The organism is Vibrio fluvialis (assembly GCF_900460245.1).
GTDB classification, from domain to species: Bacteria; Pseudomonadota; Gammaproteobacteria; order Enterobacterales; family Vibrionaceae; genus Vibrio; species Vibrio fluvialis.
Map to the genome: position 1 here is coordinate 721574 of NZ_UHIP01000002.1, position 23048 is coordinate 744621.

A 23048-nucleotide genomic window follows, 5' to 3' on the forward strand; every position below is an offset into this window, starting at 1 on the left:
TTATGGCCTGATGCTTTCGCAGCATGGTTGCCCAAGTCTTCGCCTACTCCAATCTTAGGACAAATTTTCAGTCACTTATCTCCCTCAAGACTTTATTGTTCGTTTCTTGAACAAACGCAAAACACTAACTAGCCTTTAGTTAACATAAATATAACAAATTGTGTCGAATTCGCTGTTCACACGGAGCCCATCCAGAAACGCACATGCCGTGCGGCTGAGCAGAGGAGATCTCTCTTGAGAAGATTTGTGACCAATCTGTGGCTGTGGACTGATCTGATCCTGATCGGCTTTGCGGCCCCAGCGATTTCTGCTGAACGATCACTGAACATGACACCCGGTGTCACCGAAATCAGTGGCAAGGTGTATCACTTGCACATGCTGATTTTCTACATCTGTGTTGCGATTGCGCTGGTGGTGTTTGGTGCCATGTTCTACGCCATTTTCAAGCATCGTAAATCCAAAGGTGCGGTGGCGGCACATTTTCATGAAAGCACCAAAGTTGAAATAATCTGGACCATCATTCCGATCGTCATTCTGGTCGCGATGGCCATTCCGGCCACCAAAACACTGGTGGCGATGGAAGACACGTCTCAATCGGACTTAACCATCAAAATCACCGGCTCACAGTGGAAATGGCACTACAGCTATTTCGATGAGGGCGTGGAGTTCTACAGCCTGCTAGCCACGTCTCAAAAGCAAATTGACGGGATTGAAGCTAAAGGCGCGCACTACCTGTTGGAAGTGGATCAACCGCTGGTGGTGCCGGTGCACCGTAAAATCCGCTTTCTGCTCACTTCTGATGATGTGATTCACTCTTGGTGGGTGCCTGCCTTTGCCGTCAAAAAAGACAGCATTCCCGGCTTTATCAATGAAGCATGGACCCGGATTGAAGAGCCGGGCGTCTACCGCGGCCAGTGTGCTGAACTGTGTGGCCGGGCGCATGGCTTTATGCCGATTGTGGTACAGGCGATGGCCGAAGACGATTACGACCAATGGCTGAACGATAAGAAAGCGGAAGTTGCGCTGGCCAAACAGGAAGCCGAAAAAGCATTGCAAAGTTCGATGTCGCTGGATGAGCTGATGACGCTGGGCGAGAAAGTGTATCTCGACCGCTGTGCCGTCTGTCACCAGCCAACGGGGCTCGGGATTCCGGGGGCGTTCCCTGCGATGAAAGGCAGCCCGGTCACCACCGGCGATGTGCATCAGCATATAGCTACAGTGGTCGATGGCCGTTCGGGTACGGCCATGCAGGCATTTGGTAACCAGCTGAGTGAGAAAGAGCTGGCGGCGGTCATTACTTACGAACGCAATGCGTGGGGCAACAATACCGGCGATGCGGTGCAAGCGTCAGACATCAATGCGTTTAAAACTCAGGGACAAGCCAGTGGCAAGGAGGGGCAATGAAACCGTCCACCGAACAATCCAAATCGGCTCCGGTAACGGATGCGGATCTCAGCCGTGCAAACAGCACGCTGGCGCTGGATGAACACGAACATCACGGTCCGCCGAAAGGGCTGACCCGCTGGCTCTATTCCACCAATCACAAAGACATAGGTACCCTTTATCTGTGGTTCAGTTTCACCATGTTTTTGATTGGCGGCGCGATGGCGATGGTCATTCGTGCCGAACTGTTCCAGCCCGGTCTGCAACTGGTGAAACCGGAGTTCTTTAACCAGATGACGACGGTGCACGGATTGATCATGGTCTTTGGTGCGGTGATGCCAGCCTTTACCGGCTTGGCGAACTGGATGATCCCGCTGATGATTGGCGCGCCGGACATGGCGTTGCCGCGCATGAACAACCTCAGTTTCTGGATTTTGCCGTTTGCCTTTTTGATTCTGTTGTCATCGCTGTTTACCGAAGGGGGCGGGCCCAATTTCGGCTGGACCTTCTACGCGCCGCTCTCCACCACTTATGGCCCGGATAGCACTGCACTGTTTGTGTTCTCTGTTCATATTATGGGGATCAGTTCCATCATGGGGGCGATCAACGTCATCGTGACGATCGTCAATATGCGCGCGCCAGGCATGACCTGGTTTAAGCTGCCGATGTTTGTCTGGACGTGGCTGATCACCGCCTTTCTGCTGATCGCGGTGATGCCGGTGTTGGCCGGCGCGGTCACCATGGTGCTGACCGATAAGTACTTCGGCACCAGCTTTTTCGACGCGGCGGGGGGCGGCGATCCGGTGATGTTCCAGCACATTTTCTGGTTCTTTGGTCACCCGGAAGTGTACATCATGATTTTGCCGTCATTCGGTATCATTTCGGCGATCGTTCCCGCATTTAGCGGCAAGAAGCTTTTTGGTTATCACTCGATGGTCTACGCGACCAGCAGTATCGCGATTCTGTCGTTTCTGGTGTGGGCACACCATATGTTCACGACCGGGATGCCAGTGTTTGCCGAAATCTTCTTTATGTATTGCACCATGCTGATTGCGGTGCCAACCGGGGTGAAAGTGTTTAACTGGGTCGCGACCATGTGGCGAGGCTCGTTAACCTTTGAAACGCCGATGCTGTTTGCGATCGCCTTCATTGTGCTGTTCACCATCGGCGGTTTTTCCGGCCTGATGCTGGCGATTGTGCCGGCGGATTTCCAGTATCACGACACCTATTTTGTGGTGGCGCATTTCCACTATGTACTGGTTTCCGGCGCGGTGTTCTCGATTATGGCCGCGGCGTATTACTGGCTGCCGAAATGGACCGGACACATGTATGACGAACGCCTCAGTCGCTGGCATTTCTGGTGTTCGGTCATTTCGGTCAATGTGTTGTTCTTTCCGATGCATTTCCTTGGTTTGGCGGGGATGCCGCGCCGAATTCCGGATTATGCGATTCAGTTTGCGGATGTGAACCAGATAGTTTCCATCGGCGGGTTTGCGTTTGGTCTGTCTCAACTGATTTTCTTGTGGTTGGTGATTAAGTGTGTGCGCGGCGGTGAGCCAGCTGCCGCAAAACCATGGGAACGTGCTGAAGGCTTGGAATGGACCGTACCGAGCCCCGCGCCGCATCACACCTTCTCAACTCCGCCAAAAGTGGAAGAGTAGGAGGTGAGTGATGACGCAGCCAACTTCCGGCCAAGCCAACCGTAAACTGACCTTTAAGCTGCTGCTGGCGGTGGTGCTGATGTTCGGTTTTGGTTTCGCGCTGGTGCCGCTATATGACGTGATGTGCAAACAGCTGGGCATCAATGGCAAAACTAATGAGGTAGCCGCCATTCAGCCCAAAGGCATGCAGATCGACGAATCGCGCACCATACGGGTCGAATTTATGGCGCACATCAGCCACAACATGCCGTGGACGTTTGCCCCGAAGGTGACACACATCGACGTTCATCCCGGGCAGGTGATTCAGACCGCGTATCTGGCCGACAATCTGTCGGGTTCGGACTTGGTGGGGCAGGCGGTACCGTCTGTCTCTCCGGGGCAAGGTGCGACTTACTTCAACAAAATAGAGTGTTTCTGTTTCAGTCAGCAGCCGCTGATGGCCAAAGCTCACGCTGAAATGCCGTTGATTTTCTATATTGAGCCGGACATTCCGGACACCATCCACACTCTCACACTCTCATACACGCTGTACAACATTACGGATAAAGCGGAACCGCAACCTGCATTGGCCAACGCGGGAGTCTCTGTTTCGCAAGGAGCAACCCAATGAGTGACAAACCGAATGCGTACTATGTTCCGGCTCAGAGCCGCTGGCCGATCGTCGGCGCGCTGGCGCTGTTTATGGTGGCGGTCGGCGCGGGCATCACCGTGCAACACGTGGGCACAGATGGCGCTGGTGGGGTGATTGGCAAAGTCATCCTGTTTGCCGGATTTTTTGTGCTGCTGTACATGCTTTCCGGCTGGTTCAGCAATGTGATCGGCGAGTCGCTTGCCGGGCTTTATTCGGCGCAAATCGCCCGTTCGTTTCGTCAAGGCATGAGCTGGTTTATTTTCTCTGAAGTGATGTTTTTCGGCGCATTTTTCGGCGCGCTGTTTTATGCGCGTATGGTCGCGGTGCCCTGGCTGGGCGGGGCCAGCAACAATGCGATGACGCACGAAGTGCTGTGGCCGGGGTTTGAGGCCGTGTGGCCACTACTGACTACGCCGGGCGGCACTACGACCGAGGCTATGCCATGGGAAGGCATTCCGCTCAAAAACACCATTATTCTGCTGACATCGTCCATCACGCTGCACATGGCGCACCTGAGTTTAGAGCGCAACCGACGGATGGCACTGGTGGTGTGGCTGGAAATCACCATCATACTGGCGGCGTTTTTCCTCTATTTTCAGGCTACCGAATACCTGCATGCTTATCACGAGATGGGACTGACGCTGCAGTCGGGCGTGTACGGCAACACCTTCTTTATGCTGACGGGTTTTCACGGGTTGCACGTTTGTCTCGGCACCCTATTCCTGACGGTGCTGCTGGCGCGCATCGCCAAAGATCACTTCACGCCTAAAGACCATTTTGCGTTTCAGGCTGGCAGTTGGTACTGGCATTTTGTCGATGTGGTTTGGCTGTGTCTGTTCGTCTTTGTGTATGTTTTATAAAGGTTTTTAAGATTAGTAGGGCGTGGCATTCGGATGTAGCCAGCCACTCAGGAGAGCGAAAATGAGCAGAATCACCACCAATGCCGAGAACATCAAACGGCGACCGAGATAGTAGCTCATCGGGCGTTCTTCTTCGCCTTCTTTGGGTTCACTCACCATTCGAATCAGTGCGCGGGCCAGATTGAATATGATGAACAGTAAAAGCAAAACCAAAGCAATTTTTACAACCAGTGGCAGCATGGCAGCTCCTTCAAGGCGTGTGTGGTCGGGCAAAATCTGGGTGGGTGCTGTATTAACTGTGGTCGTGTTTGCGCTGCTGGTCAAATTGGGCTTTTGGCAGTTGGGGCGTGGTGAAGAAAAGCAGCGATTAGAAGCCAGCTTGGCCGCGCGAGCGCAGATGGCTCCGCTGAGTTTGGCGGTGGCGCTCGAACGTTACCCAATGGCCGAGCTTACCGGGTTACGGGTTACGGTGACGTTTGACCCGCATACCGACGCGACATTCCTGCTCGATAACCAAACGTTCGACGGCAAAGTGGGCTATCTCGCTTATCAACTGGCGAAACAACAGGATGGACACTGGATGTTGATTGAACGCGGTTTTGTGCCAGCGGGAAACGACCGACGCGTGCTACCGAAAGTGGACTGGCTCTCTGAACCGCAGACGCTGACCGGGCGTTTGTATGCCCGTTCTCCTAATCCACTGAGTTCCTCATTGGGTCTGGAAGCGGGCAATCCGCACCGGATTCAGAACCTCAATATGGACGAGTTGTCGCAGTGGCTTGGTACGCCGATTCTGCCGTTGGCATTTCAGCCACAGCAGACGAACTGGCCCTATCCGCAACCTTGGCAGCCACTGGCGATGAGCGCACAGAAGCATTTCGGCTATGCCTTGCAGTGGTTCACCATGGCAGCAGTTCTGGCCGTGATCGCGTTGGTTATTGGCTTAAGAGTATGGCGAGCAAGGAGGCATCAATGACATCAAAAAACAAAGGCCGCTTGATTCTGATCGGTATCGCGCTGTTCTTTGCGCTGCCCGCGCTGGTCGCTCAGGCAGTACTCTCCAATCACTGGTATCAGTCCGGTGCGACCAACAAAGGTCAACTGATTGAGCCGCGGGTCACTATGTCTTCGCTCGGAGTATTTAACCCGCTTGAACAGGTGAGTTGGCAAATGGGGTATGTGGTGCCCGCGCATTGTGCCGCGGAATGTCAGCAGCAGATTTACTTGCTGGCCCAAAGCCATACGGCACTTGGCAAAGAACAAGGCCGAGTCACGCCAGTGCTGCTGGTGAGCGATCAAAGTGACATGACGGCGCTTGGTGGCAGTGTGCTCAAACAGATTCCGGTGAATACGCTGTTTATGCAGCACGTTGAGGGTGGGGATGTGGTGATCGTCGACCCGCTCGGTCAGTTGGTGATGCGTTTTGCCGAGCCGGAAGCGTCACAGCAAATCGCGCAGAGCCGCAACGTACTGGCGGATTTGCGTAAGCTGCTCAAGTTATCGCGCGTCGGCTGAACACATCAGGGAGGGTGGTATGTCGAATCAAACGCACAGTCTCGCAATCTCTACCCCAAGCGTCAGTTGGCTGAATCTGGTTCGCTTGAGTCTCGTACTTACGCTCGCGGTCATCGCGCTCGGCGCGTATACCCGGTTATCTGATGCGGGGCTGGGATGTCCGGATTGGCCCGGTTGTTACGGCCATTACACTGTGCCGCTCTCGCCCAGCGCGCTGCAAAAAGCCGAGTTTCTCTATCCTCATCTTGATGTTGAGCCACACAAAGCCTGGCCGGAAATGATTCATCGTTATTTCGCCGGAACACTCGGGCTGGTGGTGTTCAGCATCACCTATTTGTGTTTGCGCTATCGGCCCATTCCGATGACGCTGCCGCTGATGATTGCGGCTATCGTGGTATTTCAGGCGCTGCTGGGCATGTGGACAGTGACACTCAAACTCTTGCCGCTGGTGGTGATGGGACATCTCATTGGTGGGTTCAGCCTGCTGAGCTGTTTGTGGCTGCTGTATTGGCGCCTGAAGGCGGTAGTATCAACGTCAGTTTCCCATGCCTTAGCACCGATCAGCCTGCGCCTGCTCGCCATGATTTCACTCGGGGTCGTGGTTATCCAAATCATGCTCGGTGGCTGGACGTCATCTAACTATGCGGCGCTGATGTGCAGCAGCCTGCCAGTGTGTGAAGGTAACTGGAGTCAGTATCTTGATTTTCGTACCGCGTTTACGCCGGTTCATTATGGCCACGATAGCTATGAATTTGGCGTGCTCGATTACGGACCCAGACTCACCATCCATGTAGCACATCGCTTTGGCGCCATGCTGACGATTGCCGTGCTGGGATTACTGGCCTTGAGGTTACGGGCGCTCGGCTATCTCCGACCCGCCAAGATGTTGATCGGTGCTCTGTCGGTACAGGTACTGCTTGGCATGGGCAATGTACTGCTGAGCCTGCCGCTGACGATCGCGGTGTTGCACAACCTCGGCGCCGCGTTGCTGTTGATATCGGTACTCAAATGCAATTATCTGCTTTGGCCGCAGACGCTCGCCGTCAGTCAAACAAGGAGTGTGACTCATGAGTAAATCTATTGCGGTGGTCCATACCGCATCGGCTTCCAGTCGCTGGCACATTTATCTCACGCTGACCAAACCGAAAGTGGTCGCTCTGATGCTACTGACCGCACTGGTTGGAATGTGCCTCGCGCAGCCGGGGTTGATGCCACTCAAAGCGGCAGTCTTGGGGTTGTCAGGTATCGGTTTGATGGCCGGGTCAGCGGCGGCATTTAATCATCTGATTGACCGACGCATTGATGCGATGATGGCGCGCACCTACAAGCGGCCGCTGCCTTCAGGCGAGATTCAGGCCAGCCGCGTGATGTTGTTTGCCTTGAGTTTAGGCGCGTGCGGCTTTGCCATTTTGTATTGGGGAGTCAACGGATTAACTGCTTGGCTGACCTTTGCCAGCCTGCTTGGCTACGCTGTGGTCTACACGCTGTATCTCAAACGCGCGACACCGCAGAATATTGTGATTGCTGGTTTGGCTGGCGCGATGCCGCCGCTGCTTGGTTGGACATCTGTGACGGGAGAGTTGCACGCCAACGCGTGGCTGCTGGTGATGATCATCTTTATCTGGACGCCGCCGCATTTTTGGGCACTCGCGATTCATCGCAGAGACGATTACGCCAAAGCGGACATTCCGATGCTGCCCGTGACGCATGGGGTGGAATACACCAAAACTTCGATTCTGCTGTATACCTTTTTGCTGGCGTTGGTGTGTTTGTTGCCAGTGCTGGTGGGAATGAGTGGAGTGATTTATTTCGCGGCTTCGAGTGTGCTCAGCGCCGGGTTTATCTACTCTGCGTGGGCGCTGAAGTACGATCCGGACAACAGCTCGGCGATGAATACTTTCAAGTATTCCATTTATCATCTGATGATGCTGTTTATCGCGTTGCTACTGGATCATTACCTCTGAGGCGCCAGCGACGAGAGTTAGTTAGACGTATTCAAACATGGCTCGGTTGCGGCCGTTGGTTCGCTCTCGTTGACGGTGCTCAGCCACCATTTTTCCAACGGTGCTGGCTCGGCGATGGTCATACGTTCACCAATCATCGGAGCGGTGACGGTTACATTCAGTGCTCGCGCCAGTTTAGTGACCTGCTCCAGTGGCTCGTACCATCGGTGCAGCGACAAATCAAACGTACTGTTGTGAATCGGCAGCATCACTTTGCCTTTCAGATCCAAATGCGCCTGCAGGCTCTCACGAGGAAACATGTGGACTTCAGACCAGAGTGCACTGTAGGCGCCAGTTTCAACCAAAGTCAGATCAAATGGTCCAAAACGATCGCCAATCTGTTTAAAGCCGCCAAAGTAACCGGAATCACCGCTGAAAAAGATCGATTTATCCTGACCTCGGATCACCCAACTTCCCCACAAGGTCGTGTTGCGATCATTCAGGCCACGTCCGGAAAAATGCTGCGTCGGCGTGAAGACAAACTCTGTCTCACCAACGGTTGCACTCTGCCACCAGCCAAACTCGCTGATTTTCTCTTGCGGCAGTCCCCATTTCACCATCAGCTTGCCCACTTCAAGTGGCACCAGAAAGCGTCCGACTTTATCGGCCAGTAGCTTTACCGCTGCTTTGTCGAGATGGTCATAGTGATCATGGCTGATCAACACCACATCAATAAAAGGCAGTTCTGAGAGAGAAATTGGTGTGTCGTGAAAGCGTTTCGGCCCCATCCATTGTACGGGTGATGCGCGGTCGCTGAAGACCGGATCGGTGAGGATCCATTGGCCGTCAAGTTTCATCAGTACAGTGGAATGGCCAAGACGATAGACAACGTCTTCGCTTTCATCGTTGAGCTGCTCAGTAGTGATCGACTGAACAGGTATCGGCTTTTTTGGCTCAGCTTCCTCGCGATCAGCGGTTAGGTAAGCCCAGGAAATGGTCAGGAAGTCGCGCATCGTGGTTTTGGTCACGACCTCGCTGTTGGCAAATTTGCCGTCGCGCATCGGAAGTTCAGTCGCCGTTGAGCAGGTTGTTTCGATATTCATATCTTCCTCCTGTGTTGTGCTGTGGCACAAACGCTTAGGTGTATCTTTAGCGATCAACATGAAGTGTTTGTGACGTTTCTTATAAGTTTTAAAGTAAACTAGTCGGTGTAGTTTACATATTGGGTGGTGAAAAGTAAACTGCTTAGTGTAATATTGACCAAAAATGAACATTCGACCAAGGCAAGAAAAATGAAAAAGACCCGCAGTGAATTGAAGCGCGAAGCCATACTATCGGCGGCGATGGCGGCTTTTCGCGAGTTTGGCGCGCAAAACACCAGTATGGATAAGATTGCCGCGATGGCGCAGGTCTCCAAGCGCACGGTCTACAACCACTTCGCTTCTAAAGAGATGTTGGTCATGACCCTGCTGGCGGATCTGTGGCAAGCGACAGCGAACCTAATGGATTCAGACAAATTGGCCTCTTTGCCGTTGCATGAGCAGTTAGAACAGCTGCTGCTGAGTGAAATTGATATTCTTGCATCCGGTGAATATCTCGACTTGGCGAGGGTCGTGCTGGGGCACTATCTGTATCGTCCAGAAGAATTGACACAGCATTCCGAACAGATGGCGATGAAAGAGACTCAACTCGCCCGTTGGCTCAAGCATCAGGTGGATAATAAGCAACTGAATATTGAGGATATCGATTTGGCTAATATCCAGTTGCATAGCCTGATCAAGGGCAGCTGTTTCTGGCCACAAATCCTCGGTTTGAAACCGTCGTTATCACAGGAAGAACGTAGCAAACTGGCGCAGCAGAGTGCCCAGTTCTTTCTCAGTCATTACAGTGTAAAAAAATAATTACACATCATTTTAAGTGTAAATAATTTACACATATTGCTTTTGGCAAAAAATAATGGTTGCGCTTGGTGCTTGAAGTGGATAAGTTACGGGAAGAGCAAATGACGCTGCTTTGGGAGAGGCTATTTCCGTTCGAATAGCCAGCAGCGACAAGTAATAGGAAGAAGTAAGCGATGTACCAAACTGATGATGTAAATATTAAACGAATTAAAGAGTTGTTACCCCCAGTTGCTGTACTGGAGAAGTTTCCAGCGACTGAAGTCGCTTCTTCAACGACATTTCAAGCCCGCGAAGCTATTCACAACATTCTGCAAGACAAAGACGATCGCCTGTTGGTGGTGATTGGTCCATGTTCAATTCACGACACTGAAGCGGCTATCGAATACGGCAAACGCCTGAAAGTGCTGCGTGATGAACTGAGCGGACAGCTCGAAGTCGTGATGCGAGTTTACTTTGAAAAACCACGTACCACGGTGGGTTGGAAAGGTTTGATCAACGACCCGTACCTGAACGACACTTACGAAATCAACGACGGCGTGCGTATCGGCCGTAAACTGCTGCTGGATTTGACCGATATGGGCATGCCAACGGCAAGCGAATTCCTCGATATGATCACCCCGCAGTACATTGCTGACCTGATCAGCTGGGGCGCTATTGGCGCGCGTACCACAGAATCTCAGGTTCACCGTGAACTGGCATCGGGTCTTTCTTGTCCGGTTGGTTTTAAAAACGGTACTGATGGCAACATCAAGATCGCAGCCGATGCGATCAGTTCAGCCAGCGCTTCGCACCATTTCCTGTCAGTGACTAAATACGGTCATTCTGCGATTGTGGAAACCGCAGGTAACCCGGATTGCCACATCATTCTGCGCGGCGGTAAAGAGCCGAACTACAGTGCAGAACATGTGGGTGAAATCAAACAGAAACTGGAAGCGTCTGGTCTGTCACAGAAAGTGATGATCGACTTCAGCCATGCGAATAGCTCGAAACAGTACCAACGCCAGATGGTGGTGGCAGAAGATGTTGCGGCGCAGATCGCAGGTGGCGAACACGCGATTTTCGGCGTCATGATTGAATCGCATCTGGTCGAAGGTCGTCAGGACTTGGTTGAAGGTAAAGCGCCAACGTACGGTCAGTCTATTACCGACGCGTGTATTGGCTGGGACGACACAGAAACTGTGCTGCGCCAACTGGCTGCCGCAGTGGAAGCGCGTCGCAATCGCTAACACTCAATGATTAAAAAAGGCGCTCATCTGAGCGCCTTTTTTGTTTTCATATTAAGCCTGACGGACATTCATTTCGATGCGATGCAATGCACGCTGATAGATGCTCCAGGCGGTCGCGCCCGCCAGAATATTGCCGATGAACGCCCCGATAAATAGCCCTTTCAAATCGCCAATCTGCGCGCCCAACCACAAGCAGGGCAGGAAGAAAGCAAACAGGCGAAGTGCAGAAATGGTCAGCGCGACGTAAGATTTACCCAGCGCGTTAGACACCGATACCATCAGCATACAGATGCCCAATGGCCCAAGGCTGAGCGGTACCACCGTCAGGTGCCAGTTGAGGATCGATTCCACGCTCTGTTCACTGGTCATCAGACCGGCAAGAGGCGTTGCCAGTACCAATGTCAGCAAGGCGATCAGTAGCTGGAATACCAGAATAAAACGAATCGCTATAGTCACCAGTTTTCGAATGTCCGCTATATTGCTTGAACCGAGCAGACGGCCCACCATTGGCGGCATCGACATGGTCAGCGCCAACACCGACACAATGGCAAAAAATTCAAAGCGTGAGCCCAATGCCCAGGCCGCAACAGCCGCTGTGCCGAAGCCTGCCAGTAATTTGGTGGCCAGCATTGAGGAAAGAGGCGGCAGCAGTTGGCTCAGCATTGCCGGTCCCATAATGTGACCAATGGAGCGCACACTCTGGGCAATATTCAAATCGCTCCAGTCAAACAGCATCCAATGTTTGGCCGATACCCGCGGTGCTACGATCACAATACCGATACCAAAAGCAAGAATGGTCGCAATCGCGGCGCCATTGATGCCGAGATCAAAAGTAAAGATGAACAGCGGATCCAGAATCAGGTTCAGTACGCTGGTGATCATCATCATTGTCCCTGGCAGCATGGTGTTGCCATTGGCGCGGCAAAGACTGTAGAGGAAATAGAGCACCGCGCCCGTCCACGCACTGATGACCCACCAAATCCAGTAACTATCAATGATGGTAAACACACTTTCCGGCGCGCTTAACAGCGACAAAATCGGGTGACGTAACAAGTACAGCGCCACGCCGAATACGGCGACGCCAATGCTGCCCATCGCCACGACTAAACCGCCCAGCTGCTTGGCGTATTTATCCTGACCTGCCCCCAGCGCCCGTGAAATCACGGCGGTGGTCGCGATGCCAAGACCAACCTGAATGCCGATGATGATCATCTGAATTGGCAAAGTGAACCCCTGCGCCGCCAGTGGCAGAACGCCGAGTTGGCCGATAAAAGCACTGTCGACCAGTTGGAAGCTCATCAGCGACAGTACGCCAAAGAGCATCGGCCAGGTCATCTGAAACAGCTGACGTGACAGCGAGGGGGGAGTAATTGTTTGGCGGTTTTGCATAAGAACCTATGGTTTTTTTGAATTTGAACGAGCAGTTATGTCAGGTAATATGCGGTTGAAAATGTCGAAATCAACGCCTTTGTTCTACGAGACAAAGGTTTACCTGATTTCGCAACTCAACTATTGTAGAACTATGTTAACAGTGTAAACGGCGAGTCGCCATGCAAATACCAGCCAAACCTCTCGACGAACAACAACGTATTGCCAACCTGCACAAACTCGGCATTCTGGATACCGCACCGGAAGAGCGTTTTGATCGTGTTACTCGCCTGGCAAGACGCCTGTTTGATGTGCCGATTGCCCTGGTGACTCTGGTGGATGAGAAACGCCAGTGGTTCAAGTCCAGTTTTGGTCTGGATGTGAAAGAGACGCCGCGGGATGTTTCTTTCTGCGGGCATGCAATTTTGGGCGATGAACCGTTTATCATCAATGACGCTGAAGTGGACGAACGCTTTGCCGACAACCCGCTGGTAACCGATAAACCTCACATTCGCTTCTATGCGGGTGTGCCACTGGTGTTCCAGGATGGTACCAAGCTCGGCACGTTGTGCATTATTGATACCGAGCCGCGTAACCTGGATCAGGACCAGATTGTTGATTTGCTTGATCTGGCCAAAATGGCGGAGCGTGAGCTGTCGGCAACGCACAATGCTTCGATGGATGAGCTCACCAATATTTCCAATCGTCGCGGCTTTTTATCTCTGGTAGGAAAGAGCTTAGCGCACTGCCGTTTCAACAGCATGCCTTACAGTTTGGCGTTTTTTGACCTCAATGGTTTCAAAGAGATTAACGACAAACTTGGCCATTCCATCGGTGACGATGCGCTGCAAGATTTTGCACAGTTGATGAAACAAAGCTTTCGCGAATCGGATCTGCTTGCTCGCCTCGGCGGCGACGAGTTTGTGGTGTTTATGTCGGCGACACTGCCAGCGGATGCTGAAAACGCGATCGAACGTTTCCGTCAATCCGTAGCACAGTTTAACCACACCGCTGGTCGTCCTTATCAGCTGGCGTTTTGCAGCGGCACCGTGGCAGGGGATGGAGTGGCGGATGTCAGTATCGATACCTTACTCGAACAGGCTGATCAGGTAATGTACCGTCAGAAAACACAAATTCGGGCCGCCAAAGGACGCTGATCACGCTTTGGGGTTGCTCGTTCCTCACTACGTTTCACAGTTTTAGTGCATCAGTATCGAAAATTCATTCGGGAGTGATATCGTTCTGCTTGGACGATATGCAATAGGATGAGAACGTATGGATGCCGATCTTCGCCAACAATGCCACACCTTTATCGCGGGCAACCATGAACCGGATCCGGCGACACTGTTTCGCCAGATGGCAGACTGGTGCCAGGAGCATGATGCTGTGCATGATGCTTACGGAGAAGGAAAAACCATTCAGAATTTTGAACAGCAGGTCGCTGAGCTACTGGGCTTTGAGGCCGCGCTGTTTGTGATCACGGGTACCATGACCCAGCCAACCGCGTTGCAGTTGGTGTGTCAGGAAAAACGTTGCCCGGTGGTTGCGATGCACGAAACCTGTCACATCTTTGCGCATGAAGCGCAGGGCTATCAGATGCAGCAACGCTTTCAGGTACTGCCCGTCGGCGATCGCCATCGTCCGTGGAATGTCAAAGATCTTAAAGCCTGGCCGGATGAAATTGCGGCGGCGGTGTACGAACTGCCGATGCGTGAGATTGGTGGTCAGCTGCCAAGTTGGCAACAACTGGAAGAGGTCAAAACATACTGCGCCGAGCAGGGTATCCACCTGCACATGGACGGTGCGCGCTTATGGGAATCGGCCGCGTATTATCAGAAGAGTTATCGTGATATTGCTAAGGGGTTTAGCACCGCGTATGTCTCTTTGTATAAAGGCGTGAATGGCCTTGGTGGCTCAATGTTGCTTGGCAGCAAAGCCTTTATTCAGAAAGCGGCCGTGTGGATGCGCCGTCAGGGCGGCAACGTATATCATCGCACACCTTATGTGGTCTCGGCTGCGATGCAGTTTGAACAGCGCCTTGCGATGATGCCCGCGCTATACGAGCGCACGCAACAGGTTTATCAAATCCTGCTTGAATATCCGGAATTTGTGCTCAACCCGATTGAGCCGCAGGCCAACATGCTGCACCTCTATCTGCCACTAAGCGTCGACAATGCGATCGTACTGCGTAACCGTCTGGCGTCAGACAAGAAAATCTGGCTAGGCAACCCGCAGAGTGCACCGCAACCGAATCAAAGCTTCATTGAGTGGTATGTGGGTGACCGGTTGCTCAACATACCTGATCACCAACTGATTGAAGTGCTGGATTGGGTGCGAGAGCAGCTTAGCCAATAACGATTTACGGAATCTCCGTCTATGTCTTATTTGAAATTGACTCATCAGACACCGCTCATTGCAGCGGTGTCTGCCTGTTTACTGGCCTCTCCCGCTCAGGCGGCGTTGGGGGACACGCCCATCATCGGCGGCGTGTTTAACTCCGCTGAGATCCTCAAAAATCAGATTGTCTCATCGCTCAGCTATTCGACCACCGTGGCGCGTGATGCCACTATTTTTACTATCGCGGGAGTGTCGCTCGATACCTACATTCTGACTTTACCGCTGGACGCGAAAGTCAAAGCTCGCGTCATTAAGCAAATTTCCGATCCGGGCTACGCCATTCCGCTCGGCTACTTCCTCTATCAGTATTACGACCGTTACACCGGGATTGAGCCGGGTGATCAGTTCAAAGCGTATCTTAGCAGCGTGTACGACGAGCAAGCGCTCAAAGGCTTTGAACACAGTCTGTATCATGTGGGTGATAAGCCGACGGATGAAACCCAGATGCGCAGTAAAGATCAGGCGCATCAGGAAGGGATTAAAGTTGATCGCGATTTCATCGCGACTTTGGTGACGCTGTATGATGCGTTGGTGCAGGTGGGCGAGTGGCAAAATGTGGCTCAGTTGCCGCAGCAGTATCAATACCTGAGCGGCAGTGCGCAAGACAAAGCGTTGGTCGCTAAAATTCAACCCATAGTGGTTGGGCTGCTGGAGAAAGCCTCATCTGGCATGCAGGACGGCGATATGAAAAATGCGCTGCTGGCGGTGATGGAAGATGCCAAACCCGCCAATGCCAGCAAAATCAACAACAAAGCAGAAGCTGTGACCGTCAGTCTGATCGATTTTGTGCGCCTCAATGTGCTCAAAGGGTATCGCCAGTTTTTGTATCAGCAGGAGCGTACTGAACGCTTGACGGATTGGCTGGTGGACACGCTCGACAGTAACCCGGCACAAGTCGCGGATTTTCTGCGTTCTCAGCAGCAGCGCCGTTTTGCGGTGCAGATTACCGTCGATGGTTTGCAACAAGGCCTGATGCAGGGGCTGGTTGATCCGAGTAAGCCATTTATCGGCGAAGTGCACCGCCGTCAGGTAAATGCGGAGTCGGTACGTTCGCCGTTGACTCATGAACAGCCTGAGCATCAGCAGCAGGTGCGCTTTATGCAAATCCTCGCCGAACAGCCGTATCACGATCCCTATTACTTGCCGTTCTTTAAGCGCCTTTATCGTAGTGAGCACAGCAATATCGTTCAGGTAGGGATTTCCTCGACGCCCACCATCAGCGTGCGCAACCTGCCGCTGATCAAAACGGGGGCGAAAGTCTCCGGCGATGGCGGTACCGGCATTCCCAATTTCCACTTTGTCGATCGCCAACAAGACCGGGCGTATTACTTCTACGGCAATGATGCATTGCAGCTCGATAAGCTGGTTGGTGAACGTCATGTCAAAACTATGTTTGATCGTTTGGACTACCTCAAAACGCTTAACTGCAACGCGCAATACGACTGGAATGCGCACGTCACGTACGATGGCTTAATCAACCTCGGTGTCGGCGAGGCGCAGCGCGATTTTGGTGAGAAACGCTGCTTGCGCGACCTTGAATCGCGGGCGAAAGTGGAGCAATCGCTGAATGGCGTGCGCGCGACACTGATTGAGCAGGTAAGTCACTATCAGGACATTTCCAAATGGGATTTCTACACTCGCCTGAGCCGCAAATGGTCGTTGCAACAAGCACTGGCCGAATACGCCGAGCAAGACATCAACGGTTTGCCGGATTACACCCTGGTGTACAACCCGTGGCCGGATCATTTTGCGCATTTTACCGGCCCGTTCAGCGATGAAGTCATCATGCCCACGGGCGAGCTTAACCGTCTTGATTACTGGTTAGGGCGGATGGAAAGTGCTTATCGGGATGCAGGTGTGTATGAGCGCACTTTGTGGGGTATGGCGGGGGACCACGGCCTGGCGCCGGTCTATTTTGCGCTCAATCCGGAAAAGCAGATCTTCACTCCGCTGGCGAAAGAACTCGGAATCCCGATTCATCTGGAGAAAATCTCCTCAGATGAAGGTGAAGGGCCGAAGCTGACCAACGCGCTCAATCCGCCTGGCTATCATCAGGTCGATGTGGTGGTTGCGTCGACCGCGGGCGGTAACTTCATGCTGGATTTCTTTAACGCCAAAGCAGGCTGGACAGTGCAACCGGTGTATCAGGAACTGACCCAATGGCAACCCGCAGAGAGCGAGAAACCCATCGATGTTATTGCCGAGAGCGTGACCCGTCTTGGCGATACGCTGGATTATCTGGCGGTCCGCGAAAGCGCCTGCAATTTGAAGCAATGTGCGGTGCGTCTGATTGGCGAACGCGACGGTCAGCGGGTGGATGAAATTATCCGCAAGCAGGGCGACAAGCTCTATTACGCTGGCGTAAATGGTAAAGCGCGTCTGCTGGATGTGCAGGTGCTCAACCCGTATCTGTCACGCCCGAGCGAGCTGGCACTCAGCCATTACGCCAAGCTGGTGGATAAATGCCTGTATAAAGCGACCGCAGATCACGTCGCAAGTTGGTGTAATGCCAATCAATGGCGTGATTTGACCCGCTTTAGCGCGCGGCCGGATTCCGTCAATCAGTTAGCAGCCATCTACGAAGAGGACCGTGCTGGCACCGTCAACCTGTTCCCGCGTGATGGTATTGGCTACAACACCAAAGTGCCGGGACGTCATGCCGGGGAAAGTTATCTGGAAAAAGATGCGTTTCTGGGCTTTTGGGGCGCGCCGGTGGGAGCCAATAAAAAGCCGCTGCTGAGTGAAGCGAACGGCTCATTGGCACCGACATTGTTTGAATATTTAACCGGCGAAACGGTAGTGCCGGGTCAAAATGGTTGGGGCTTTCCATCGCTGCTGAATAAGCTCGATATTCACAATCAGTAACTTATCACCTGAGGTGATATCTCCCTCTTAGCCAGACGCTGCGTTCGCGATTAACGCGCGTCTGGCTTTGTCGTTCTGATAACCCCATACGCTTGCGGCAACGGTGAGCACCCCAACCCATGACATCAGGCTGAGCGTGGTGCCAAATAGCGCGTAATCAAACAGAATCGTCAGCACCGGAATGCAGTAGAACAGCACGCTGACCTGACTGGCGGACTGATGTTTGAGCATCAGCATCAACAGCAGCAACGCGCCGGTCGACACCACCACACTCATCCACAGTAGTGAGATGACAAGCGGCGTATTCCACTGCATCTGCCAGGGTTGCGTCAGTTGGATAAGGCTGAAAATAACCAGTGCTACACTGTTCTGACACACTACCGAATCCAGATTGTCGAGCTTGATTCGGCCTTGGCAAATGGTGCCAAAAGTAATCGCTGCCAATGCCAGTATCGCCAGACCTATCCCGCTCCAGTTCAGCGCGTCCAGTTGCGCCGACCCAGCGACTGCAAGGCTCAGCCCTATAAATCCAAACAGCAGAAACAGCATTGCGCGTCGGCTCTGACGTTGCCCGGTCAGCAGTGGTGTCAGGAGTGGTTGTAAGCCCAAAATGACGGTAACGATGCCCGGAGACAGACCTGTTGAGATCGCCAGAAAGTAACCACTGAGATAGCCGGCCTGCAATAGCAAGCCGGAGCCCAGTAGGTTCCACCGGGTAGCCCCAGTGGTGTGAGACAGATTGGGTCGCCAGCGGCCGCGCATCAGGCGCAGTAATAACAGTGTCAGCGTGAAAGAAATGGCCGAACGGGCAATCAGAAAGCTCCAGACGGAAGCGTGTTCTAAGCCGAGCTTGACCATCACCGCACCACTGCTCCACATCAGAAGAAACAGAGTCGGCGCCAGTGTCAGCAGGGAATAAGGTTGGTTGAAACGTATTGAACGCGACATGAGACATTCTCGGTGAACAAAAATCAGTAACACCGATAGTAGAGCGATTATTTTTTAAAATTGTGCAGAAAGGACACTTTGCTACGCCGAGATGGTGCTTTTCGTGTTGCCACCGCTACAAGTTCACCATATGTATTGTTGGGATGGAAAACTTACTTGGCGTAGAACTTGGGCGGCTGGCCAAAATAACGGCTGAAACTGCGGCTGAAAGCGGAAGGATCCTGAAAGCCCACTTGCTCAGCAATCAGACCAATCGGGTAGTCGGAGTGAGTCAGCAGTGCGCGGGCACGCTCCATTCTCAGTTGGGTAAGGTACTGAAACGTCGTCATCCCCAGATTGGCTTTGAACAGGTTCTTGTATTGAGTGGTGCTCAGGCACGCAATGTTGGCCAGCTCAATGATGGTCAGTGAACGGGCCAGATTATCGCGCATTGTCTGCACCGCTTTTTGAATTCGCGGGTCGATTTTGCGCGCAAAGCTCTGGCGAGCCAACAGCGCCAGAAACAGCTCCAGCGTCATGGCTTCAATGTGTTTATCAACCTGCGCACTGAGCTGCTTGTCGACGAACTGAATGTACGCCAACGCTGAAGGATCAAGCAGAAAACTCACGACTTCCGACTGAGTCAGATTGGCAGGCAGTTCGTTGAGATCGGCAACCAGAAAACGGAACGCTTCCGGCGCGCTGAAATCGTGGCGCGATCCGGCGCGAATCACCACGCAATCGCCCAAACCAGATTTGAGCACGACATCATCGACCACAATGTCGATGTAGCCCGATAGCGGCAACACCAACTGGTGATAGTGGTGCATGTGGCTGGTGGAGTGGGCAGTGTAGGAGCGAATCGACAGACGGTTGCGCATTGTTAATCCAGATAACGCCACGAATCGGCGCCGTCAAAGTGGCGAATGGTCAAGGCCTGTTGGACCACGGCATCAAACATTCGATAGTTGACAGCAAGGCGCTCGCTGCCCGTGCCCGGAGCCGCCGTGTAATGGGTGACGCAGCCGCATCCTTTACAGCGCTGAAACTCAATACATTGATCACCCCATACATACTGTTCAAGACCCGCCCCCTGATCGATGACCTTAACTTCAGGTTGAGTAAAGTAACCCCAAAGCGCGCCATAACGGCGACAAATAGAGCAGTTGCATTCAGTGGCTGTCGTGGTGAGACGCGGGATCTCCAAACTGATGTTGCTGCAGTGACAGTGTCCACGAATCATAATGTCGTCCTTCCTGAGTTGAGGTTTCAACGGCATCAAACGTGCTAAGTAACGTGAATGTTGCCACGCAGATAGAGCACGCCATGGCCGGAAACGATGACGCGATCGCCTTGCAATTCGCACTGCAGCAAACCGCCACGTTGTGACGCCTGATAAGCGAGAAGCTTGGTTTTACCCAGACGTTCGCCCCAGAAGGGTGCCAGTCCGGCATGAATTGAACCCGTCACCGGATCCTCATCACCGCCATTGGCGGGCCAGAAATAGCGCGAGATAAAATCATAGTCGGCCGATTTGGCCGTCGCAACCACATCATACGGTGCGAGTTGTTTGAGTTTTTGGTTATCGCGCAGCACCTGAGTCACCGCTGCTTCATCCTTGTACACCGCAAAATAGGCTTGAGGGCTGAGAAGCACTTCATCAGGCTTGATGGAAAGCCCTTCCAGTAAAGCGGCTGGAATGTCACTGACAGGTTGCGGCGCGCGATTGGGAAAGCTCATCGCGATGCGCTTGTCCGCCGACTGGGTCACGCTGAGTGTGCCGACGGCGGCAGTATCGAACGTCAATGTATCGCCTCCGCCAAAGTGATTGAACAACACGTAAGCGGAGGCCAGTGTCGCATGGCCACAGAAATCAATTTCGGTCAGAGGAGAAAACCAGCGGATGGCGTAATGGTCCGCAGCAAGGCGTTTGATGAACGCGGTTTCAGAGAGGTTGTTTTCCTGGGCAATGGCGAGCATGAGCTCGTCGCTCAGCCAGTCCGTGACAGGGACAACGGCGGCCGAGTTGCCCTTAAAGCGTTCGGTGGTAAAGGCATCAACCACAAACAGTTCCAGTTCCATATTTTCTCCCGATTCCCTCTGATGTTTGATTGTCCAACATACAGAAAATCAGGCATATAGCAACGGGGAAGCACAGAGAAAAGCCGGGGCTTAAAGCCCGCCCCGACAATAACCAATTAGTTTTCCATCATCTGCATGGCTTTTTTCATCAGGATCGGTTTGAGGCGTTGCGCTGCTTTTTTGTCTTCATCAGTCATGCAGCGGTTCAGCAGTTCAATCACGTTGTTCTGATTGGCAATTTCCGCTTCGAGCTCGCTACGGCTCTCCGCTGGCAGGGATTTCAGTAACGATTCGCTGGATTTGAGCATCATCTGCATCTCTTCCATCATCATCCACTGCATTTTGTGGGTGAACTCGAAGTACTCAACCGGTGACATGCCATGATGTTTGGCTGCTGCTTCCACATCCGCGACCTCTTTGGCGGGGGCTGAAGCGACGGCCTGTTGATAGTGGCGTTGCCAGTCACAGTGCGCCGCGTAGGTCAGTGGCATCGTTGTCTCGTCGGTGTCAAAAGAATCCTCTGCGGTTGCGTCGAGCTCTTCGGTCACCTGCATGTAAGTATCGAGGTTTTTCTCAGTCAGTACGGTTTTCGCAAAGCCTGATGTTGAGCAGAGTAGCAGTAGCAGACCTGCCCATACCGGGGTGTGTTTCATTTCGTCGTTCCTTTGAAAGTTAAGCCAGCTGGCGTTGAAGTTATTGTTATGATTTTCAGCACGTTAATCACGGCATGAGAAGTCTAGGAGCTGGCGATGAAACTGTCTATCTCTTGTGCAATGTTGTGCTTAAAATCTTAGACACAAGACGCTTTGCGCTGGCATTCGCGCTTAAAGGCGCACGTGCTGCTTGATGACCGTCATCAGCCTAGCCAGTTCTCCGGTTATCTCTTCGCTTGGCGCAAAGCCGATATTAATGCGTAGGCAGTCCTGATAGCGCTCAGACTCTGTAAACCAAGGGCCGATACGAATATCAAGCTGCGCCTGCTCAGCAGCCTCACCGACGGCTTTGGCATTGAGGCCGGGGATCTGCATCCATAACACCAAACCACCATCGGGCTGCGTAATCCGGCTGCCTGTTGGCAGATGTTCACTCAGGTAATTGAGGTAGTAGGCTTTGTGCTGACTGAGTTGGTAACGCACCCGTTTGAGATGACTGGCGTAAGCGCCGGAGTCGATAAAATCGGCCAGTGCATATTGAATCAGCGTTGGCACGCCCAAGGCTCGTTTCAAATACGGCTGAAAAAAGCGCCCCGGGCGGCACCAGCCAATCCGATAACTGGGGGACAAGGTTTTCGATACTGAGCCACACCACAGAACGTATCCGCCGTCATCGTAATACGCGGCGGGCAGCAGTGGCTGATGGCGATGGGGCAGTTCCAGATAGACGTCATCTTCAATTACGGGCACCCGGTAGTGATTAGCAAGTTTAGCCAAGCGCTCCTTTTGCTGGCTGGAGAGCGTAATACCCTGTGGGTTCATGTGGGTGGTGCAGAACAAACCTGCCTGCACTTGGCCACATTGAAGGTGCTGTTCGAACTGATCGAGGTCGATGCCATCAGCCAGAGAGGGAATTTCGATAATGCGCAATGAAAGTTGGGAGAGCAAATCCAACAAGCCATTGTAACAGGGCGAACTGACGGCCACGGTGTCGCCGGGTTGTGTACAAACCTGCAGTGCGTTTTTGACCGCATCCATACAACCGTGAGTGATCACCAGCTCCTGTGCGTTGAGCGCAAAGCCGCAGTGCGTGAAATGAGTGGCGAGTGCGTTGAGCAGGGCTGGTTCGCCTTGGGTTTCCGGGTAATAGGTTATTTTGTTGGCGGCCCGTTTCATCGCTCGGCGCAGGCTGCGATCCAGCGCCTGCTGCGTGGGATTATCCAGTTGCAAACGCGATGTACCGAGTGGCCCGCAAGGTGCCAGCGTGCGGCTGCGAATGGTGGTCGGCGTGGTGACGGTGCTGCGAAAAGGTGGCCAGCTCGGCGGCGGTGCAATCTGGCTTTGCTGAGCAATAAAGAATCCGGCCTGCGGCCGGGCAACCAACCAGCCTTGCGCTTCGAGTTCAGCATAGCAACTGACGGCAGTCGAGACACTGACGCCATGTTGGCTGGCGAACTGGCGCAGCGACAACATACGATCGCCTGGCGTCAGTTTCCCTGCCTCAATATCGTGAACAAATTTCTCTGCCAGTTGTTTATACCGCGCCATGCTGTCACCAAATTGTACTGGTTAAATTTTATAAAATTGTATCTGTACTGTTTTTGTTCGGCAAGGGAGACTTGGGTGACAAGGTTAA

General features: G+C 53.0%; 22 protein-coding genes. 13 read left to right on the plus strand and 9 right to left on the minus strand.

Going from position 1 to position 23048, the window contains the following annotated elements; all coding sequences use genetic code 11:
* The first annotated feature begins 234 nt into the window (after nt 1–234).
* From coxB to DYA43_RS18315, 4 genes are read left to right on the plus strand one after another with little or no spacing between them, the layout of a single operon-like run.
* Nucleotides 235–1404: a cytochrome c oxidase subunit II gene (coxB, locus tag DYA43_RS18300; RefSeq protein WP_020328830.1), complete on the plus strand. Its 1170-nt coding sequence runs from the start codon at nt 235–237 to the stop codon at nt 1402–1404.
* A complete protein-coding gene (gene ctaD / locus DYA43_RS18305; RefSeq protein WP_024374876.1) occupies nt 1401–3044 on the plus strand; it encodes a cytochrome c oxidase subunit I in 1644 nt (547 codons plus the stop codon). The genes coxB and ctaD overlap by 4 nt, the downstream gene beginning before the upstream one ends.
* A gap of 10 nt (nt 3045–3054) precedes the next feature.
* Nucleotides 3055–3654 (plus strand): cytochrome c oxidase assembly protein, encoded by a 600-nt coding sequence (locus DYA43_RS18310; RefSeq protein WP_020328832.1) that lies wholly within the window; start codon nt 3055–3057, stop codon nt 3652–3654.
* Nucleotides 3651–4535: a cytochrome c oxidase subunit 3 gene (locus tag DYA43_RS18315; protein WP_047459547.1), complete on the plus strand. Its 885-nt coding sequence runs from the start codon at nt 3651–3653 to the stop codon at nt 4533–4535. The genes DYA43_RS18310 and DYA43_RS18315 overlap by 4 nt, the downstream gene beginning before the upstream one ends.
* Nucleotides 4536–4547: 12 nt before the next feature.
* Here the strand turns inward: DYA43_RS18315 and DYA43_RS18320 are convergent, their stop codons facing one another.
* A complete protein-coding gene (locus tag DYA43_RS18320; protein WP_020328834.1) occupies nt 4548–4775 on the minus strand; it encodes a DUF2909 family protein in 228 nt (75 codons plus the stop codon).
* Between DYA43_RS18320 and DYA43_RS18325 the strand changes: the two genes are divergently transcribed.
* From DYA43_RS18325 to cyoE, 4 genes are read left to right on the plus strand one after another with little or no spacing between them, the layout of a single operon-like run.
* Nucleotides 4774–5511 carry an SURF1 family protein gene (locus DYA43_RS18325; protein ID WP_225869391.1) on the plus strand — a complete coding sequence of 246 codons (738 nt, stop codon included), beginning with the start codon at nt 4774–4776 and terminating at the stop codon, nt 5509–5511. The genes DYA43_RS18320 and DYA43_RS18325 overlap by 2 nt on opposite strands.
* The gene (locus DYA43_RS18330) at nt 5508–6050 is read left to right on the plus strand and encodes a redox-active disulfide-containing membrane protein (protein WP_047459542.1); all 543 of its coding nucleotides are present in this window, start codon (nt 5508–5510) and stop codon (nt 6048–6050) included. The genes DYA43_RS18325 and DYA43_RS18330 overlap by 4 nt, the downstream gene beginning before the upstream one ends.
* A 19-nt stretch (nt 6051–6069) precedes the next feature.
* Complete coding sequence (locus DYA43_RS18335) at nt 6070–7125, plus strand: COX15/CtaA family protein (protein WP_052193032.1); 1056 nt, start codon at nt 6070–6072, stop codon at nt 7123–7125.
* Nucleotides 7118–8014, plus strand: coding sequence for a heme o synthase (gene cyoE, locus DYA43_RS18340; protein ID WP_020328839.1), 897 nt, complete (start codon nt 7118–7120; stop codon nt 8012–8014). Before DYA43_RS18335 ends, cyoE begins: the two co-directional genes overlap by 8 nt.
* A 17-nt stretch (nt 8015–8031) precedes the next feature.
* On the opposite strand, the gene DYA43_RS18345 is transcribed toward cyoE, so the two are convergent.
* Entirely contained in the window at nt 8032–9096 is a 1065-nt protein-coding gene (locus DYA43_RS18345) for an MBL fold metallo-hydrolase (protein ID WP_061055334.1), read from the minus strand.
* Nucleotides 9097–9285: 189 nt separating this feature from the next.
* Between DYA43_RS18345 and DYA43_RS18350 the strand changes: the two genes are divergently transcribed.
* Both DYA43_RS18350 and aroG read left to right on the plus strand, forming a co-directional pair.
* Complete coding sequence (locus tag DYA43_RS18350; protein ID WP_061055335.1) at nt 9286–9894, plus strand: TetR/AcrR family transcriptional regulator; 609 nt, start codon at nt 9286–9288, stop codon at nt 9892–9894.
* Between the two features lie 173 nt (nt 9895–10067).
* Nucleotides 10068–11120, plus strand: a complete 1053-nt coding sequence (aroG, locus tag DYA43_RS18355; RefSeq protein WP_020328841.1) for a 3-deoxy-7-phosphoheptulonate synthase AroG — start codon at nt 10068–10070, stop codon at nt 11118–11120.
* Between the two features lie 51 nt (nt 11121–11171).
* On the opposite strand, the gene DYA43_RS18360 is transcribed toward aroG, so the two are convergent.
* Complete coding sequence (locus tag DYA43_RS18360) at nt 11172–12509, minus strand: MATE family efflux transporter (RefSeq protein WP_020328843.1); 1338 nt, start codon at nt 12507–12509, stop codon at nt 11172–11174.
* Nucleotides 12510–12670: 161 nt separating this feature from the next.
* On the opposite strand from DYA43_RS18360, the gene DYA43_RS18365 reads away from it, so the two are divergent.
* The 3 genes from DYA43_RS18365 to DYA43_RS18375 all read left to right on the plus strand — a co-directional run bounded on the left by DYA43_RS18365 (nt 12671) and on the right by DYA43_RS18375 (nt 17750).
* The gene (locus tag DYA43_RS18365) at nt 12671–13645 is read left to right on the plus strand and encodes a sensor domain-containing diguanylate cyclase (protein WP_032080889.1); all 975 of its coding nucleotides are present in this window, start codon (nt 12671–12673) and stop codon (nt 13643–13645) included.
* A 118-nt stretch (nt 13646–13763) separates the two neighbouring features.
* Nucleotides 13764–14843, plus strand: a complete 1080-nt coding sequence (locus tag DYA43_RS18370; RefSeq protein WP_061055336.1) for a threonine aldolase family protein — start codon at nt 13764–13766, stop codon at nt 14841–14843.
* Between the two features lie 21 nt (nt 14844–14864).
* Nucleotides 14865–17750, plus strand: coding sequence for an alkaline phosphatase family protein (locus tag DYA43_RS18375; protein WP_061055337.1), 2886 nt, complete (start codon nt 14865–14867; stop codon nt 17748–17750).
* 27 nt (nt 17751–17777) lie between these two features.
* On the opposite strand, the gene DYA43_RS18380 is transcribed toward DYA43_RS18375, so the two are convergent.
* From DYA43_RS18380 to DYA43_RS18405, 6 genes are all read right to left on the minus strand, one after another.
* The gene (locus DYA43_RS18380; protein ID WP_061055338.1) at nt 17778–18698 is read right to left on the minus strand and encodes a DMT family transporter; all 921 of its coding nucleotides are present in this window, start codon (nt 18696–18698) and stop codon (nt 17778–17780) included.
* A 152-nt stretch (nt 18699–18850) separates the two neighbouring features.
* Complete coding sequence (locus DYA43_RS18385) at nt 18851–19558, minus strand: AraC family transcriptional regulator (protein ID WP_061055339.1); 708 nt, start codon at nt 19556–19558, stop codon at nt 18851–18853.
* A gap of 2 nt (nt 19559–19560) precedes the next feature.
* Nucleotides 19561–19920, minus strand: coding sequence for a GFA family protein (locus DYA43_RS18390; RefSeq protein WP_061055340.1), 360 nt, complete (start codon nt 19918–19920; stop codon nt 19561–19563).
* A 44-nt stretch (nt 19921–19964) separates the two neighbouring features.
* Nucleotides 19965–20759 (minus strand): PhzF family phenazine biosynthesis protein, encoded by a 795-nt coding sequence (locus DYA43_RS18395; protein WP_061055341.1) that lies wholly within the window; start codon nt 20757–20759, stop codon nt 19965–19967.
* A 116-nt stretch (nt 20760–20875) separates the two neighbouring features.
* A complete protein-coding gene (locus tag DYA43_RS18400) occupies nt 20876–21412 on the minus strand; it encodes a hypothetical protein (RefSeq protein WP_020328852.1) in 537 nt (178 codons plus the stop codon).
* Nucleotides 21413–21583: 171 nt separating this feature from the next.
* Nucleotides 21584–22960 (minus strand): aminotransferase-like domain-containing protein, encoded by a 1377-nt coding sequence (locus DYA43_RS18405; protein ID WP_047459517.1) that lies wholly within the window; start codon nt 22958–22960, stop codon nt 21584–21586.
* Nucleotides 22961–23048: the final 88 nt, after the last annotated feature.

Bases quoted from the DNA above. Each gene is read 5' to 3' on its own strand.
- DYA43_RS18350 (WP_061055335.1), top strand. From the start codon at position 9,286: ATGAAAAAGACCCGCAGTGAATTGAAGCGCGAAGCCATACTATCGGCG.
- DYA43_RS18370 (WP_061055336.1), top strand. From the start codon at position 13,764: ATGGATGCCGATCTTCGCCAACAATGCCACACCTTTATCGCGGGCAAC.
- DYA43_RS18335 (WP_052193032.1), top strand. From the start codon at position 6,070: ATGTCGAATCAAACGCACAGTCTCGCAATCTCTACCCCAAGCGTCAGT.
- DYA43_RS18365 (WP_032080889.1), top strand. From the start codon at position 12,671: ATGCAAATACCAGCCAAACCTCTCGACGAACAACAACGTATTGCCAAC.
- aroG (WP_020328841.1), top strand. From the start codon at position 10,068: ATGTACCAAACTGATGATGTAAATATTAAACGAATTAAAGAGTTGTTA.
- DYA43_RS18320 (WP_020328834.1), bottom strand. From the start codon at position 4,775: ATGCTGCCACTGGTTGTAAAAATTGCTTTGGTTTTGCTTTTACTGTTC.
- DYA43_RS18330 (WP_047459542.1), top strand. From the start codon at position 5,508: ATGACATCAAAAAACAAAGGCCGCTTGATTCTGATCGGTATCGCGCTG.
- DYA43_RS18380 (WP_061055338.1), bottom strand. From the start codon at position 18,698: ATGTCGCGTTCAATACGTTTCAACCAACCTTATTCCCTGCTGACACTG.
- DYA43_RS18390 (WP_061055340.1), bottom strand. From the start codon at position 19,920: ATGATTCGTGGACACTGTCACTGCAGCAACATCAGTTTGGAGATCCCG.
- ctaD (WP_024374876.1), top strand. From the start codon at position 1,401: ATGAAACCGTCCACCGAACAATCCAAATCGGCTCCGGTAACGGATGCG.
- DYA43_RS18315 (WP_047459547.1), top strand. From the start codon at position 3,651: ATGAGTGACAAACCGAATGCGTACTATGTTCCGGCTCAGAGCCGCTGG.
- DYA43_RS18395 (WP_061055341.1), bottom strand. From the start codon at position 20,759: ATGGAACTGGAACTGTTTGTGGTTGATGCCTTTACCACCGAACGCTTT.
- DYA43_RS18375 (WP_061055337.1), top strand. From the start codon at position 14,865: ATGTCTTATTTGAAATTGACTCATCAGACACCGCTCATTGCAGCGGTG.
- DYA43_RS18345 (WP_061055334.1), bottom strand. From the start codon at position 9,096: ATGAATATCGAAACAACCTGCTCAACGGCGACTGAACTTCCGATGCGC.
- DYA43_RS18385 (WP_061055339.1), bottom strand. From the start codon at position 19,558: ATGCGCAACCGTCTGTCGATTCGCTCCTACACTGCCCACTCCACCAGC.
- DYA43_RS18400 (WP_020328852.1), bottom strand. From the start codon at position 21,412: ATGAAACACACCCCGGTATGGGCAGGTCTGCTACTGCTACTCTGCTCA.
- DYA43_RS18310 (WP_020328832.1), top strand. From the start codon at position 3,055: ATGACGCAGCCAACTTCCGGCCAAGCCAACCGTAAACTGACCTTTAAG.
- DYA43_RS18325 (WP_225869391.1), top strand. From the start codon at position 4,774: ATGGCAGCTCCTTCAAGGCGTGTGTGGTCGGGCAAAATCTGGGTGGGT.
- DYA43_RS18360 (WP_020328843.1), bottom strand. From the start codon at position 12,509: ATGCAAAACCGCCAAACAATTACTCCCCCCTCGCTGTCACGTCAGCTG.
- DYA43_RS18405 (WP_047459517.1), bottom strand. From the start codon at position 22,960: ATGGCGCGGTATAAACAACTGGCAGAGAAATTTGTTCACGATATTGAG.
- cyoE (WP_020328839.1), top strand. From the start codon at position 7,118: ATGAGTAAATCTATTGCGGTGGTCCATACCGCATCGGCTTCCAGTCGC.